Origin of the sequence: Microbacterium protaetiae (assembly GCF_004135285.1) — a bacterium.
GTDB classification, from domain to species: Bacteria; Actinomycetota; Actinomycetes; order Actinomycetales; family Microbacteriaceae; genus Microbacterium; species Microbacterium protaetiae.
The window spans coordinates 1,925,794-1,941,911 of sequence record NZ_CP035494.1 but is presented as its reverse complement, the minus strand read 5'-3'; the positions used below and the strand labels follow the sequence as shown (position 1 = coordinate 1,941,911).

Genomic DNA, 16,118 nt, shown 5'->3' with positions numbered 1-16,118 from the left:
AATCCGCACACGCGCCTCAATTCCGCACGACCCGGCCGACTCCCCACGCCCCGCGCTACCCGAATCCGCACACGCGCCCCAATTCCGCACGGCCCCGCCGCGCCCGAGCCCCGCGCTACCCCAATCCGCATTCGCGCACGTAAATCGCAGACGCGAACGCAGAATCCGACAGCGCGAACCGCCCAGGCCGCAGCATCCACGCCCCCGCGCTACCCCAATCCGCACACGCGCGTCAATTCCGCACGACCCGGCCGACTCCCCACGCCCCGCGCTACCCCAATCCGCACACGCGCCCCAATTCCGCACGGCCCGGCCGCGCCCGAGCCCCGCGCTACCCCAATCCGCATTCGCGCACGTAAATCGCAGACGCGAACGCAGAATCCGACAGCGCGAACCGCCCAGGCCGCAGCATCCACGCACCCGCGCTACCCGAATCCGCACACGCGCCCCAATTCCGCACGGCCCGGCCGCGCCCGAGCCCCGCGCTACCCCAATCCGCATTCGCGCACGTAAATCGCAGACGCGAACGCAGAATCCGACAGCGCGAACCGCCCAGGCCGCAGCATCCACGCCCCCGCGCTACCCGAATCCGCACACGCGCCCCGGAATCCGCGCCCGCGCCCCGCCGCGCCCGAGCCCCGCGCTACCCCAATCCGCACACGCGCCCCGATTCCGCACGGCCCGGCCGCGCCCGAGCCCCGCGCTACCCGAATCCGCATTCGCGCACGTAAATCGCATGCGCGAACGCAGAATCCGACAGCGCGAACCGCCCAGGCCGCAGCATCCACATCCCCGCGCTACCCCAATCCGCACACGCGCCCCAAATCCGCGCCCGCGCCCCGCCGCGCCCGAGCCCCGCGCTACCCCAATCCGCACACGCGCCCCAATTCCGCACGGCCCCGCCGCGCCCGAGCCCCGCGCTACCCGAATCCGCATTCGCGCACGTAAATCGCAGACGCGAACGCAGAATCCGACAGCGCGAACCGTCCAGGCGGCAGCATCCACGCCCCGCGCTACCCCAATCCGCACACGCGCCCCAATTCCGCGCGGCCCCACCGCACACGCGCCCCGAATCCGCACTCGCGCGCAGCCCCCGAGCCCCGCGCCACCCCATCCCGCACCCGCGCATGTAAATCGCATGCGCGAACGCGGATTTCGACAGCGCGAGACGATTCGGGTTTGACGTGCCGCCGCACGCGGGTCATAATCGAACCGCTTGTGAGAAAGCGGTTTCTCCTAGCGATACCCGGCCCACGGCCGACAAGGAGGTCGACATGAGCAGTCTCGGTGAGCTGCGCACTCTGGCGCGCAGCAGCCGCCTGAAACCCGGCCAGGTGCGCGTCAAAGAGAAGAAACGTGACAACTTCGCCGGCTACATGTTCCTGCTGCCCTGGCTCATCGGGCTCGCGGTGTTCACCCTCGGTCCGCTGCTCGCGTCGCTCTATCTGTCGCTGACCGACTACAACCTGCTGAAGTCGCCGCTGGAGAACCCGCCCGACTTCATCGGTTTCGGCAACTACGTGAAGATGTTCCAGGATGCCTCGTTCTGGAACTCATTCCGGGTGACCGTCGTGTACGTCGCGACCGGCGTGCCGCTGCAGCTTCTGCTGGCTCTGCTGCTGGCCTTGCTGCTGGACCGCGGCATGCGAGGGCTGTCGTTCTACCGGTCGGTGTTCTACCTGCCCAGTCTGCTCGGCGGATCGGTCGCCGTCGCGATCCTGTGGCGCCAGGTCTTCGGCAAGGACGGTCTGGTCAACAGCTTTCTCGCGATCTTCGGCATTGACGCACCCGGGTGGATCGGGCATCCCGACTTTGCACTGTGGACCCTGGTGATCCTGCACGTGTGGACGTTCGGATCGCCGATGGTGATCTTCTTGGCAGGGCTCCGGCAGATCCCCGACATGTACTACGAGGCGGCTTCGGTCGACGGCGCCGGACGCATGCGCCGATTCTTCTCGATCACGCTGCCGCTGCTCACGCCGATCATCTTCTTCAACCTCGTGCTGCAGATCATCTTCGCCTTTCAGTCGTTCACGCAGGCCTACGTCGTCTCAGGCGGCACCGGCGGCCCCGCGGAATCGACGATGTTCTACACGCTCTACCTCTACCGGGTCGGCTTCTTGCAGTACCACATGGGCTACGCCTCGGCGATGGCCTGGTTCCTGCTTGTGGTGATCGGAGCGTTCACCGCTTTCAACTTCTGGCTCTCCAAGTTCTGGGTGTTCTATGACGACTGAAACGACCGTGGCCAACGCCACAGAAGTCCTCACGACCGGCAAGGCGCGGCGTCGCCAGCGCGGATCGTCCTACTACCGCGGACGCGGTGCGGTCTCATCCGTCGTCAAGCACATCTCGCTCATCCTGGTGTCGCTCGTGATGATCTATCCGCTGCTGTGGCTGGTGGCATCCAGCCTCAAGCCCAACAGCGAGATCTTCCGCAACCTCACGATCTTCCCCACCGACATCACGTTCGACAACTACGTGAACGGGTGGAACGATCTGGCCTATCCGTTCGGGGTGTTCCTACTGAACTCCACCCTCATCTCGGTCGGTGCGATCCTCGGCAACCTCATCTCGTGTTCGCTGGCGGCCTATGCGTTCGGGCGCTTGAAGTTCCACGGGCGCAACATCTTCTTTGCGATCATGCTGATGACGATCATGCTGCCGTTCCAGGTCGTGCTGATCCCGCAGTTCACGATCTTCAAAGAACTCGGCTGGCTGAACACCTTCCTGCCCCTGATCGTGCCGAAATTCGCCGCAACCGACGCGTTCTTCGTCTTTCTCATGGTGCAGTTCATCCGTGCACTGCCCGGCGAGATCTTCGAGGCCGCGCGCATCGACGGGGCGGGGCATCCGCGCATGTTCCTCCAGGTCGCCCTGCCGCTCATGGTGCCGGCGCTGGCGACCACGACGATCTTCACCTTCATCTGGACGTGGGGTGACTTCTTCGGCCCGCTGCTGTACCTGCGACTGCCCGAGACGTTCCCCGTCTCCGTCGCGTTGAAGGGATTCCTCGACGCGCAATCGAGTTCGGACTACGGCTCGATGTTCGCCATGTCGGTGGTCTCACTCATCCCCCTGTTCATCGCCTTCCTGGTCGGGCAGCGCTACCTCATCAAGGGGTTCGCCACGACCGGCATCAAGTGATCGGAAACACCCCCATGACGACCCGACTTCGCTACGCCCTCATCGGCACCGGATCCCGCGCGCAGATGTACCTCGGTGCCATCGCCGGCGCCCACGCCGACCGCGCCGAGCTCGTCGCTGTCGGCGACAGCAATCCGGGGCGCGTGGAGTGGTCACTGCGGGCGCACCCGCAGCTGGCCGGCGCCGCCCGCTTCTCGCCCGAAGACCTCGCCGACGTCGTGCGCGCGCACCGGGTCGACCGGGTGATAGTGACGACACCGGATGCCACACACGCCGACTACATCGTCACGGCATTGGATGCGGGGGCCGATGTGGTCGTGGAAAAGCCCCTCACCACGACCGAAGACGGCGTGCGGCGAATCGCCGAGGCTGTGGAGCGCACCGGACGCGACGTGCGGATCACCTTCAACTACCGCTACGCCCCGCGCAACAGCGCCCTGCGTGAGGTGATCGCCTCGGGAGAGATCGGCCAGGTCACCTCAGTGCACTTCGAGTGGGTGCTCGACACCGCGCACGGCGCCGACTATTTCCGCCGCTGGCATCGTGACAAGGGCACCTCGGGTGGACTGCTCATCCACAAGTCGTCGCATCATTTCGACCTCGTCAACTGGTGGATCGGCGACGTGCCGTCGCGCGTTTTCGCAAGCGGAGGACTGCGGTTCTACGGCGCCGACAACGCCGCAGCGCGACACCTCGGCCCGCGGCCCGAGCGCGGCACCACCGACTCTCCGTTGCGCGACGCCTTCAGCCTCGACCTGCGCGAAGATCCGACGCTGCGCGGGCTCTACCTCGACCAAGAGGGCTTCGACGGATACCTGCGCGACCGCGACGTCTTCGACCCGGGCATCACGATCGAAGACAATCTCTCGCTCGTCGTCGACTACGCCGGCGGCCCGAGCATGTCGTATTCGCTGAACGCGCACTCTCCGTGGGAGGGCTACACGGTCGCCGTCAACGGCACCGCCGGCCGCGCCGAGCTCACCGTCGTCGAACGCGGCGCCGTGCTGCTCGACGCGGATGGCCGCGCCGTGGTCGACCCGAGCGCCCGACCCGACGGCGTCGTGTCAGAAGACGCCCGCCCGGTGGGCGAGCGACTGGTCGTGCAGAATCACTTCGCCCCGGCGCGCGAGGTGCCGATCCCGGTCGTCGAGGGCGGGCACGGCGGCGGCGACGACCAGCTGCTCGCCGATGTCTTCGTCGGCGAGATTCCCGACCCGCTGCACCGAGCGGCGGGATGGGAAGACGGTGTGCGCGCCGTCGTCGTGGGCCTGGCGGGCAACCGCTCGCTCGCTGAGGGCGCCGCGATTCGGGTCGGCGAGCTTGCGCTCGGGGCGGGCGCATCGGCTGTGGCCGGTGTACCCGCACGCGTCGCATAGGGCGCCACAGCGGCGGGTGCCGGGCGCTCGGCGTTCAAAACTCCGTCGATATCGACGCCAAACGGGCGAATCGGCCGGCTCGGGCGCTCCGGGCGCGCAGATGAGCTGACGTGTAAATGGGGAACGTGCGGGCTGCTCCTGGTTGGGTCAGGCGGCGGGTGCGAGGGTGACTTTGTAGCCGAGGTGTTCGAGTGCTCGGAGGTGCGATTTCTTCTGGCGTTCGGTATTCGCTGGCGGGGGTGTCAGATCGGTGAATGCTTCGCCGCGGGAGAGCATGTTCCATACCGCGGTAAGGATCGCGTGTTCGGTGGCTACGAGGGCTCGCATTTTCCCGCGGCGCGCGGAGATGCGGCGTTGACGGCGAGCGAGGTACGTGTTGGAGCCCTTCTTCGCGTTGCTGCTGGCTGCGTTGCCGAGCGCTTCTTTGAGGTAACGGTTCCCGGGCCGGGTGGTGCTCGATTTCCGTTTCCCGGCGGACTCGTGCATCCCGGGCGATACACCCGCCCAGGACGCGAGGTGGGCCGCGGTCGGGAAGATCGACATGTCCCCGCCGGTCTCGGCGATGATCACATCAGCGGTCGGTTCCGCGATTCCCGGGATCGTGGTCAACAGCTCCCGGGCGAGACGAAAGGGCGCGATCTCCTCCTCGATACGCGCCGTGAGCGCATCGATCTGACCGGTGAGCAAGTCGTAGTGCGTCAGGTGCTGGCCGACCATGAACGCGTCATGTTCCGTGAACCTGCCGGTAAGCGCGGCGGCCAACTCGTCCTGGGTCGCTCTCATGCGCGGGTGCGCGAGCGCGGCAAGCGAGCGGGGGTCCCGTTCCCCGGCCACGAGCGCGTCCAGCATCCGGCGCGCGGAGACACCATTCAAATCGGCCACCACGACGGACAGTTTCGTGCCGGACGATTCCAGCGACTTCTCCAACCGCTGCTTGACCCGGGTGCGGTCATGGACGAGCATCTGACGGGCCCGGGTCAGGTCCCGCAACCGGCGGATATCCGGCGCGGGCACGAACGAGGCCCGCAACAGCCCGTGCGCACCCAGATCCGCCAGCCATGCCGCATCAGACACGTCCGACTTCCGGCCCGGGATGTTCCTGGCCTGCCGGGCGTTGACGAGCATCACTGGCAGCCCGGTCGCTTCCATCGGATAGTAGAACGGCTTCCAGTAATCACTGGTCGCTTCCATCACCACCGTGGTCACCCCCTGCGAGCGCAGGAAATCGGCGAGTTCGAGGACCTGACCCGTCATCGAGCCCCACGTCGTGACCTGCGTGGACACCTTCCCACCCTCGGACTGCACCCGAATGGCTACCTTGGCATCCCTCTTTGAGATATCGATCCCCGCCGCTCGAGGATGCAACAGATCCATCCCAATCTCCTCTCACCTGTTCACTACTGGTGGCGGGGAGCCAGAAAGGTCAGGAGTCTGACGCGCGTGCTCTAAGGCGACAATCCACGGGTCCCGTGGCGGCTTCCCGTACCAAGCTGAGTCACGGACTTTCCGCACCACAGTTGAATCGGCATCAGCCACCAGCTACCAACAGCATCCGCGCCTCGCGACCGCACCACAAGAGGCGACCACCTCACCACATTTCCCATCCACCACGGCCCACCCCGCCGCGCATAGCTGAGTTTTGAACGCCCCGCGGCGGCGCCCGCGGAGGCTGCCTGTCGAACCCCGCGTGCGCCACACCGGCGGGTGCCGGGCGCTCGGCGTTCAAAACTCCGTCGATATCGACGCCGAACGGGCGAATCGGCCGACTCAGGCGCCCCGCGCGCGCAGATGAGCTGAGTTCTGAGCGCCACGCGCCGGGTCAAACCCCGGTCGCGACGAACAGCCGGCCGGCGCCGGTCACGCGCACCTGGCCGGGTGCATCGACGAAGACGATGGCGCCGCGGTCGGCTGCGGCATCCGCCCCACCGCTCGACAGGGTGAACGATCCCTCGACGGCCAGCACGATGGCCGCCGAGCCCGTGGTCAGAGTCGCGTCGCCGGTCGCCAGCAGCAGTTCGAACCCGACTCCGGCCCCCGTCGGCACCGAGGTGGGCCGGTACGACACGACGTGCGGCGACACGGTGACCGGCGCCAAGCGCGACGCGGGCCCGGGAGTGAAGTCGAGCACCTTCTGCAGTTCGTCACGGTCGATGTGCTTGGGGGTCAGCCCGCCGCGCAACACGTTGTCACTCGGGCCCATCAGCTCGACGCCGGTGCCGCGCAGGTACGCGTGGATGTTGCCGGCCGGCAGCCACAGCGACTCGCCGGCAGCGAGCGTCACGTGATTCAGCGTCTGCGCGACGAGGATGCCGGGGTCGGCGGGATACTCGCGCGCCAGGCGGTCGATCAGCTCGAACTCGGCCGGGTGCGCGTGCGCGGCGGCGGTCGCGGCGGCCACAGCAGCATCGACCTCGGGCGCACCGGAGAGCAGCCACACAAAACCCTCGCGCACGCCGGCGGAGGCGGCATCCCGCCACGGCTGCAAGGCCGCGGGCGAATCGGATGCCGCCGCCAGCGCATCGATCAACGCCACGGTCTCATCGACCGGACGGAACCCGCACAGCGCCTCGAATCCGTCATCGACAGCGACGATGAGCTCGGGCTTGGCGTTGGGATCCTTGTAATTGCGCTCGCGGGCGGTCAGGGGGATGCCGGCGGCCTGTTCGCGGGCGAATCCTTCGGCCGCCTGAGCGGGGGTGGGGTGCGCCTGAAGGGACAGGGGGGATGCCGCAGATAACAGCTTCAGCAGATACGGCAGCGCCGTACCCGACTGTGTCTCCCACGCCGCGAGGTCGGGCCAGGATGCGTCGCCGCTGCTGCGGCTCGGCGACAGCGGATGCGACCCCAACCACAGCTCTGCCTCGGGCGCGCCGGTGGGCGCCCAGCCGAGCGTGCGGGCGACGCCGTCGATTGCGCCCCACGCATAGTCACGGGGAGTGTTCGTCAGCGGGATGAGAGCGGCCATCGGGTCCTTTCGGGTCGCCTCCAGCGTAGGCGCGGCGAGCCGGACGCGGGAATTCGGTCATCGCACGTAGCCGGCCATACAGCGAAACCCCGGTCACATGCGACGAGAGAACAAGAGCCACCTCGACGCCCTACCCCAGGTAGGCGTCCAGCGGTTGCAGCAAGGGCTGGCTGCGCTCGTCGGCGACCGCGGCCGCGCCGACCGCGCACGCGGCGCGCAACGCCACCTCTTCGTCGAGCCCGCGCAGCAGTCCCACCGTGAGTGCGGCGGCGAACGCGTCGCCCGCACCCACGGTGTTCACGACCGAGGTCGGCACCGACGGGGCCGAGGCCACCTCGACTCCACGCCGCAGCAGCACCGCGCCCTCGGCTCCGAGCGTCAGCGCCACCAGCGCTGCCGTCGCCAGTCGCGGCAGCGCCGCGTACTCGCCTTCGTTCACGATGAACAGACCGACGCGGTTCCACAGCACCGACCCCAGCTCGCGCGCCGGCGACACGTTCAAAGCGAACAGCCCGGTGCTCGTGCGCGCAAGGTGGTCAACGGTGTCAGGCGCCACCTCGAGCTGGGCGAGCACCGGCACGGCCGGGTCACGGTCCCACGCACCCGGATCGATGCGCGCGTTGGCCCCGGGGCACACCACAATCGAGTTCTCGCCTGCCTCATCGACGACGATCAGGGCCGTACCGGTGGCCTCATCCGCGGTCTGCACGGCCGAGGCATCCACCCCCGCCGACGACAGCGCAGCCAGCATCTGGTCGGCCGCGGCATCCCGCCCCACGGCGCCCAGCATGCGCACGTCGGCACCCAGGCGCGCGGCGGCCGCAGCCTGGTTCGCCCCCTTGCCGCCGGGCTGATGCGTCAGCACGCCGTCGGCCACGGTCTCGCCGAGCGCGGGGGCGCGGTGCACCCGCGCCACGACGTCTTGGTTGATCGCGCCGAGCACGTCGAGTCGGGTCATGACCGCGCCTCGCGCGGGGCCTTGCGGGCGACCAGGACCTTCACCCCGCGCTTGCGCAGCCGGTCGACGTGCGCGCGGTCGGTGTCGGCATCCACGACGACGGCGTCGAACTCGCTCAACGGGAGCATGGCGTGCAGCGCGCGCTTGTCGAACTTGGTGTGGTCGGCGAGCAGAATCCGGGTGCTTGCCGACTCGAACATGGCCCTCTTGACGTCGACGGTCTCGAGCGTCTGGTGAAATGCGATGTCGTCGGTGATCGCCGAGGTCGACATCACCAACACGTCGGCGCGCAGCGATGCGAACGCCTCGACGGCCATGCGTCCCATGAAAGCCGAGCACCAGTTGTAGAACTGTCCGCCCACCGACAACAGCGTGATGCCGCGGGTGCCCTTGAGCTGCTCCATGATCGGCAGCGTGTTGGTGATGACCGTCAGCGGCGTCTTCGTGTGCAGCAGCGGCACCAGGTGCAAGGTCGTCGTCGAGTCGTCGAGGATGATGGCCTGCCCCGGCTCGATGAGCTCGAGGGCGGCGCGGGCCAGGGCCTCCTTCTCGGCCAGCTGACGCGACGACCGATACACATCGCTGGACTCGACCAGCGCCGTCGACATGGCTGTGGCCACGCCGCGGTCCTTGCGCAGCAGGCCGCGACCTTCGAGCTCATCAAGGTCGCGATGCACCGTCATCACGCTGATGCCGAACCGGTCGGCGAGCTGTTCGATGCGAATCGCTCCCTCGGCCATGACGGCCTCGGTGATAGCGCGCTGCCGCGCCTGCTGCCGGCTCTGCCGCGACAGCGGTCGGTCCATCGCCGGTGCGCTCACGTCCCCTCCCGGAGTGTCGACTGGAATCAGAGTATCGCCGCCGCTTCAGCGACGACTTCCTCGAGCCGCTCCGGGTCATGCGCGAACCGCCCGAGGAAGAGCCCGTCGACACCCCGACCGAGGCGACGCAGCAGACCGGCCTGCGCACTGCCGCCGTAGATGAGGGATGCTGCGCCCACCCGTTCGTCGGCCTCCAATGCCCCGCGCAACGCGTTTGTCACGTCCGTCACACGATCGGCGGATGCGGGGTCCGTCGCGCCGATCGCCCAGACCGGCTCGTACGCGACGATGACGTCATCGGCGGTCGTCCCGCCCGGCAGCCCATCGAGCGCCGCTGCGAGTTGTGCGAGGCATGCCTCGGCTGCGTCCTCTTCCGGCGTCGCCTCACCGACGCAGAGGATCGGAATGAGTCCGTTGCGCACGGCGGCGGACAGTTTGCGGCCGATGATCGCGTCGTCCTCACCGAACACCGTCCTGCGCTCCGCGTGGCCGATCTCGACATACGCGCAGCCTGCCTGGCGCAGATCGGCGCCACTCACGCCGCCGGTGTATGCCCCGCGGTCTTCCCAGAACAGATCCTGCGCGCCCAGCTGCACACCGCTCCCCTCGAGCGCCACGCGGGTGGCTTCGAGTGCGGGCAACGACGGCAGCGCGATCAGTCGCACAGCTCCAGATCGCACGGCGCTGTGCCGTCGCGCGATCTCGGCGATCTGCTGCGCCCACCGGACAGTGCGCGGAATGTCGAGGTACAGCTTCAGGCTCACGCCGAGAGTGACCGCGGGCGCCTCGCTCATCGGGTGGCGTCCGGCTTGCTGTGCTCGTAGTCCTCGAGCACCGCGACCTTCTCGGCCGAGGCAGACGACTCATCGAACTCGTAGCCGAGCCACTCCTTGGCCAGGCGGCGGGCGAGTTCGAGACCGACCACGCGCTGCCCGAAGGTGAGAATCTGCGCGTTGTTGCTGAGCACGCTGCGCTCCACGCTGAAGCTGTCGTGCGCGGTGACGGCGCGGATGCCGGGGACCTTGTTCGCCGCGATCGCCACCCCGAGACCGGTACCGCACACCAGCAGCGCCCGGTCTGCCTCACCGGCGGCGACCTTCTCTGCGGCGGCGATAGCCACCGTCGGGTAGGGCGTGTGCGCACTCGCGTCCACGCCGACGTCGATCACCTCGCTCACCCGCGGATCCTTCTCGAGATCGGCCTTCAACGCTTCTTTGTACTGGAAGCCGGCATCGTCGGATCCGACGATCACTCGCCATGTGCGGGTCATCTCAGTTCTCCTTCTCTTCGAGCGCATCGTGTTCGGCGAGAGCGGCCGCGACAGCCGTCACCGCGAGCGCGAGCGAGACAGCACCCGGATCAGGGGTGCCCAGGCTCTTCTGGCTATGCGGACGGGCCCGACCCATCTGCGGCAGCAGGTCGGCGGTCGCCCGCGCCGCCGTAGTGGCCGCCGCCGCGGCATCCTTCCACGCGGTCACCAGGTCGACGCCGGCGTCGACACGTTCCACGAGTGTCTGGGCGAACGGTACGAGGGCGTCGACGAGGGTCTTATCACCCGGCTTCGCCTTGCCGAATGCTTGTACGGCGTCGCGTGCCGCGGCGATCGCCTCGGCGACTGCACGCGGATCGGGAGCGGCGGCATTCCCCAGCCGCTCACCGATCGCGCGCAGCCCTCTCCCCCAGAGGGCCCCCGAGGTGCCGCCTGCCTTGTCGGCCCAGGCGTCACCCGCCCGCGTCAGCACCGTGCCGGCGCCGGCTCCAGCACGCACCGCGGCGGCGGCCGCGGCATCGGCCGCGCGCACTCCCCGCTGCATGCCGATGCCATGGTCGCCGTCGCCCGCGACAGCGTCGAGCCGGCCGAGTTCGTCGACGTCGCTATCGATCGCGGCATGTATCGCCGAGAGGGCGGATGCCGCAACCCGGCCGGCCGCGGCGGCCTCTTCCGTCGTCGCCGCGGTGATCGTCTCGTCGTCGGATGGCGCATCTTCGGATGTGGCATCGGCGATCGCCACCTCGATGACGCCCTTGCGATACGCAGGCGTATATGCGGGTGCACGCCATGCCTTCTCAAGCTCGACATCGAGCCAGAGCAGGGTGAGCGACACACCGGCCATCTCGAAACTGGTCGCGTATTCGCCGACCTCAGGGTCGACGATGACAAGGCCTGCGGCCTCAAGCCCGGCGGCGATGCTGCCGTACAGAACGAACAGCTCTTCACTCTTGACCGAGCCCAGGCCATTGACGATCACCGCGACTCGGTCGGCGGCACCGTCGGGTCGCTCGGCGAGCAGCCGTTCGACGAGCATCGCGGCCAGCTCGGAAGCCTTCGGCAGCGGGACCGTCTCGATGCCCGGCTCGCCGTGGATGCCCATGCCCACCGCCATCTGCCCTTCGGGCACGGTGAACAGTGGCGCATCGGCGCCGGGAAGCGTACAGCCCGAGAAGGCGACGCCGATCGAGCGGGTGCGCTCGTTGGCGCGGGCGGCGAGCGCGGCCACGTCGTCGAGGCTGCGTCCCTGTTCGGCTGCCCATCCGGCGACGCGGAACACCGCCAGGTCGCCGGCGATGCCGCGGCGCTTCTCACGCTCATCACTGCCCGCGCTGAAGATGTCATCGGTGACCCGGACGGTCTCGCAGTGGATGCCCTCGGCGCGCAGTTGCTCCTGCGCCTGATCGAAGTTGAGGGCGTCACCGGCGTAATTGCCGTACGTGAGCAGGACTCCTGCATCTGTGGCCACGGCTTTCGCCACGGCATGCACCTGCTGCGCGCTGGGCGACGCGAACACATTGCCCATCGCCGCCGCGTGGGCCAGCCCGGGTCCGACGAGGCCGGCGAAGGCGGGATAGTGTCCTGATCCACCGCCGATGACGACCGCAACCTGCCCGGCCGGCGTCGCAGCAGCGCGGGCGACTCCGCCACGCACGCGCCGCACCAGGTCGCGATGAGCGGCGACGAAGCCGTCGGCGGATTCGTCGGCGAAGTCGGCAGCGTCGTTGAGTACGTAGCTCATGGTGTCCTCGTCAATTCGGCGTGTGAAAGAGCCGGGGGCGGATGCGCGGGGCACCCACCCCCGAGGGCCGCACGGGAGCGCACGGCCGTTCGTGGACCGGTCAGCCGCTGTAGGTGAACGGACCGGTCATCTTGTCGACGTTGTCTTTCGTGATGAGGATGCAGTCGAAGGACTGCTTCTCCTGCGCCGGCTTGGTGCCGGTGCGGATGTACTCGTCGAGCTGCTGCACCGCCTTGGCGGCGAACGTCGCCACCGGCTGCAGCACCGTGTAGGCTAGCTCGCCCGACTTCACAGCGTCGACCGCATCGGGCGACCCGTCGAAGCCGCCGACGACGATGCCGCCTTCGTCAGCCGTGGCCGACACCTTCTTGCCTGCCTGCTTGATCGCCGCAATCGCGCCGAGTGCCATCTCGTCGTTGCCCGAGATGACGGCGTTGATGTCGGGGTGTGCCTGCAGGATCGACTGCATCTTCTGCTGGCCCTGCGCGCGGTCCCAGTTGGCGGTCTGCTGCGCGACCTTCTTCCAATCGGGGTACTGCGAGATCACGGTCTTGTAACCGTTGGACCGGGTCGCGGCGTTGTTATCAGAAGGCAGCCCGAACAGCTCGGCATAGTCGCCCTTCGTGCCTGCGGCTTTGATCCACTGCTGTGCACCCAGGGCAGCGCCCTGCGCATTGTTCGAGACGAGCTGCCCCAGTGCGACGCCCTGCTCGTTGATCTCGGCGTTGACCAGGAACACCGGGATGTTCTTGGCCATGGCGCGCTTGATGTTGCCGATGGAGCCGTCGGCGTTGGCCGGGTCGAGGATGATCCCAGCGGCCTTCTTCGCGATGGCGGTGTCGATGATCGTCGACTCTGTGTTCACGTCGCCCTTGGATGCCGCCACTGATGCGGTGTAGCCGAGCTTCTCTGCCTCGGCCTGGGCGACGTTCCCCTCCGTCAGCCAATACGGATTCGATGGGTCGTTCACGACGATCTGGATGAAGCCGCCGGCCTCGCCGCCGGTCTTCTCGGTCGCCGACGGGTTCGACCCACTCTGACCGGCGCAGCCGGACAGTGCGAGGGCTGCGGACAGGCCGAGGGCGGCCAGTGCAGCGAGTTTCTTGCGGGACATGTGTTTCCCTTTCTTCTCTTCGGTGAGCAGGAGCCCGTTTTCAGTGGGCGTTCGAGGTGATGACAGGATCAGTGGGCGCCGCATCCGAGCCGTCCGGCGGCGGAGCCGACGCTCCGGGGGTGGCGGGAGCGCCAGGCTTGCGCGCGCGGCGAGAACGCAGCTGGATGCCGTTCAGAAGCACGGCGAGCACGATCACCGCGCCGGTGAAGACTGTTTGCACATAGGCCGATATGCCGACGATGGTCAGGCCAGCGGCCAGGAATCCGATGACGAACGCGCCCAGCAAAGTGCCGCGTACGTTGCCGGTGCCACCCATGAGCGACGCACCGCCGATGACGACCGCGGCGATCGCCGTCAGCTCGTATGAGGTGCCCTGAGTGGGTCCGGCGCTGGTCAGCTCGCTGGTCAGGATGACGCCCGCGACCGCTGCGCACACCCCGGCGATGACGTACGCGCGCACGCTGACCTTGCGCACCGGTACACCAGAGAGTTCTGCGGCCCGTCGGTTGCCGCCCTGCGCGTACAACCAACGGCCGAACACGGTGCGACTGAGCAGCAGGCTTGCGGCGAGGCTGACGATCACCATGATCCACACCCCGACGGGGATGCCCAGAATCGAATTGAAGCCCAGCCAGGCGAAGCCTGTGTTGCCCAGTTCAGGTTTGCCGCCCAGGTTGTTGACGGTGAGTCCGTTCGTGGTCAGCTGCGCGAGGCCGCGGACCACATACATCATGCCGAGCGTGGCAACGAACGGTGCGACGTTCAATCGCGCGACCAGAACACCGTTGATCAATCCGACCAGCGCTCCGGTAGCCACCGCGAGGATGACCACCACCCACACCGGCGGGTAGAAGATGACTCCCCCGACGGGGAATCCCTGCAGGGCAAGCCCGGCGACCATGCCCGACAGACCCAAGGTCGATCCGACGGAGAGGTCGATGCCGCCGTCCATGATGACCACCAGCATCCCGATCGCGAGAATCGCGTACACCGAGACCTGCTGACACATCACGATGATGTTCGACAGCGTCGGGAACGCCGTGGGTGCCAGGGCCGAGAAGATGATGAAGATGACCAAGAGCGCCAGAAAGGCGCGGGCCTCGAGGAGGATGGCTCCCAGCGTCAGCCCCTGAAAGGGCCGGCGCCGGCCGGGAAGTGTTGCTTCAGTCATGAGAATTCCTTCGGGACGGGCGCTAGGCCTCGACCACGGCTTCGCCGGAGGCGGCCATGATCTCTTCCTTGGTGACGGAGGGGTCGAATTCGGCGACGATGCGGCCACGCGACATGACGATGATGCGGTGTGCGATGCTCAGGCATTCACCGACCTCACTGGTTGAGTACACAACGGCAAGCCCCGTGCGGGCGCGCTGGGCGACGAGTTTGAAGACTTCGGCCTTGGCGCCGACGTCGATGCCGCGAGTCGGTTCGTCCAGCAGCAGCACCTTGGGTCCGGTCGAGACGATCTTTCCGATGACGACCTTCTGCTGATTGCCTCCCGAGAGCGACCCGATCGGTGCGCCACGGCCATCGGTCTTCACGCGCACGTCGGAGATGGCCTCGTCAGAGTGCGTGCGTTCCTTCGCGCGTGAGACGAACAGTCCCTTCACGAAGGTGCTCACCGACGCGAGCGAGATGTTGCGCCCGACGCTCAAGGTGGGCACCAGGCCGTCGCGTTGCCGGTCCTCGGGCACCAGCCCTAGCCCCGAAGCGAGTCGGTCGCGCAGACTCAGGTGGGTGATCTCGCCCTTGCGCATGCGAATCGTGCCAGCTGCCAGGGGCCGTCGGCCCGCAACCGCCTCGAGCAACTCGGTGCGTCCGGCCCCCATCAGCCCGTAGATGCAGACGATCTCGCCCTCCTGCACCTTCAGCGAAAGCTGGTCTACGAGCATCCGGTCGGGCTCTTTCGGGTCGGCAACGCTCACTCCCTCGATGTCAAGGGCCATCGGACCGAACTCGTACCCGGACGGCGGGGCGCCGAGATCGAAATTCTCGCCAACCATGTGCCGGACTATCCACTCCAGGTCGATCTCGTCGGCGGGGGCCTTCGCGGTCATCGACCCGTCGCGTAAGACAACGGCCTGGTCTGTGACCTGTAGCGCCTCCTCAAGATGGTGCGAGATGTAGACGATGGCCACACCCTTCGACGTGAGATCCTCAATCACGTTGAAGAGAATCTCGACCTCGTTCGCCGACAACGCCGACGTCGGCTCATCCATGATGAGGATGCGTGAGTCTGCCAGCAGCGCGCGGGCGATCTCGATGAGCTGCTGCTCACCCAGCCGCAGCTCAGAGACCTTGGCGTGCGGGTCGATCTTGAGGCCGAGTTCGCCGAGAACCTCCCGGCTGCGCTTCTCCTGCGTGCGGTAGTCGACGGCCAGTCCACGCCGCAGTTCGCGTCCCATGTAGAGGTTGTCGCGCACCGAAAGGTTGGGAGACAGGCTCAGTTCTTGGTGGATGATCGAGATCCCGTGGTCGCGAGCGTCGTTGGTATCGGCGAACGTCACCTCCGACCCATCGAGCAGAATGGTGCCGTCGGAGGGCTGCTCGACCCCGGAGAGGATCTTCATCAGCGTGGATTTGCCGGCGCCGTTCTCACCGAACAGGGTCGTCACCGTTCCGGGGTACACATCGAAGTCGACACCCTTCAACGCCCGCACACCGCCGTAGTTCTTGACGATGTGCCGTGCTGACAAGACCGGTGCGCCCAACTGCAGTGCCGCGTTCAT

Annotated in this window: 13 protein-coding genes; 3 read left to right on the top strand and 10 right to left on the bottom strand. The window is 67.6% G+C overall.

Features of this window, described 5'->3' with window-relative positions:
* Nucleotides 1–1,274: 1,274 nt before the first annotated feature.
* Genes ET475_RS09090 through ET475_RS09080 form a run of 3 tightly spaced genes read left to right on the top strand, consistent with a single transcriptional unit; the run spans nucleotide 1,275 to nucleotide 4,523 of the window.
* Nucleotides 1,275–2,237, top strand: a complete 963-nt coding sequence (locus ET475_RS09090) for a carbohydrate ABC transporter permease (RefSeq protein WP_129388898.1) — start codon at nucleotides 1,275–1,277, stop codon at nucleotides 2,235–2,237.
* Nucleotides 2,227–3,147: a carbohydrate ABC transporter permease gene (locus ET475_RS09085; protein ID WP_129388895.1), complete on the top strand. Its 921-nt coding sequence runs from the start codon at nucleotides 2,227–2,229 to the stop codon at nucleotides 3,145–3,147. The genes ET475_RS09090 and ET475_RS09085 overlap by 11 nt, the downstream gene beginning before the upstream one ends.
* 14 nt (nucleotides 3,148–3,161) lie before the next feature.
* Nucleotides 3,162–4,523, top strand: a complete 1,362-nt coding sequence (locus ET475_RS09080; RefSeq protein WP_129388893.1) for a Gfo/Idh/MocA family protein — start codon at nucleotides 3,162–3,164, stop codon at nucleotides 4,521–4,523.
* 147 nt (nucleotides 4,524–4,670) lie between these two features.
* Here the strand turns inward: ET475_RS09080 and ET475_RS09075 are convergent, their stop codons facing one another.
* From ET475_RS09075 to ET475_RS09030, 10 genes are all read right to left on the bottom strand, one after another.
* Nucleotides 4,671–5,897, bottom strand: coding sequence for an IS110 family RNA-guided transposase (locus tag ET475_RS09075; protein WP_129385398.1), 1,227 nt, complete (start codon nucleotides 5,895–5,897; stop codon nucleotides 4,671–4,673).
* A 445-nt stretch (nucleotides 5,898–6,342) separates the two neighbouring features.
* A complete protein-coding gene (manA, locus tag ET475_RS09070; protein WP_129388890.1) occupies nucleotides 6,343–7,488 on the bottom strand; it encodes a mannose-6-phosphate isomerase, class I in 1,146 nt (381 codons plus the stop codon).
* 130 nt (nucleotides 7,489–7,618) lie between these two features.
* The gene (locus ET475_RS09065) at nucleotides 7,619–8,446 is read right to left on the bottom strand and encodes a PfkB family carbohydrate kinase (RefSeq protein WP_129388886.1); all 828 of its coding nucleotides are present in this window, start codon (nucleotides 8,444–8,446) and stop codon (nucleotides 7,619–7,621) included.
* A complete protein-coding gene (locus ET475_RS09060; protein ID WP_242497573.1) occupies nucleotides 8,443–9,267 on the bottom strand; it encodes a DeoR/GlpR family DNA-binding transcription regulator in 825 nt (274 codons plus the stop codon). The genes ET475_RS09065 and ET475_RS09060 overlap by 4 nt, the downstream gene beginning before the upstream one ends.
* 26 nt (nucleotides 9,268–9,293) lie before the next feature.
* The gene (locus tag ET475_RS09055) at nucleotides 9,294–10,061 is read right to left on the bottom strand and encodes a triose-phosphate isomerase family protein (protein WP_129388883.1); all 768 of its coding nucleotides are present in this window, start codon (nucleotides 10,059–10,061) and stop codon (nucleotides 9,294–9,296) included.
* Nucleotides 10,058–10,537: a ribose-5-phosphate isomerase gene (locus ET475_RS09050; protein ID WP_129388880.1), complete on the bottom strand. Its 480-nt coding sequence runs from the start codon at nucleotides 10,535–10,537 to the stop codon at nucleotides 10,058–10,060. The genes ET475_RS09055 and ET475_RS09050 overlap by 4 nt, the downstream gene beginning before the upstream one ends.
* Nucleotide 10,538: 1 nt before the next feature.
* Complete coding sequence (locus ET475_RS09045; protein WP_129388877.1) at nucleotides 10,539–12,278, bottom strand: dihydroxyacetone kinase family protein; 1,740 nt, start codon at nucleotides 12,276–12,278, stop codon at nucleotides 10,539–10,541.
* Nucleotides 12,279–12,378: 100 nt separating this feature from the next.
* Nucleotides 12,379–13,392: a D-ribose ABC transporter substrate-binding protein gene (locus ET475_RS09040; RefSeq protein ID WP_129388873.1), complete on the bottom strand. Its 1,014-nt coding sequence runs from the start codon at nucleotides 13,390–13,392 to the stop codon at nucleotides 12,379–12,381.
* 40 nt (nucleotides 13,393–13,432) lie between these two features.
* Entirely contained in the window at nucleotides 13,433–14,563 is a 1,131-nt protein-coding gene (locus ET475_RS09035; RefSeq protein WP_129388870.1) for an ABC transporter permease, read from the bottom strand.
* A 22-nt stretch (nucleotides 14,564–14,585) separates the two neighbouring features.
* A complete protein-coding gene (locus tag ET475_RS09030; RefSeq protein ID WP_129388867.1) occupies nucleotides 14,586–16,118 on the bottom strand; it encodes a sugar ABC transporter ATP-binding protein in 1,533 nt (510 codons plus the stop codon).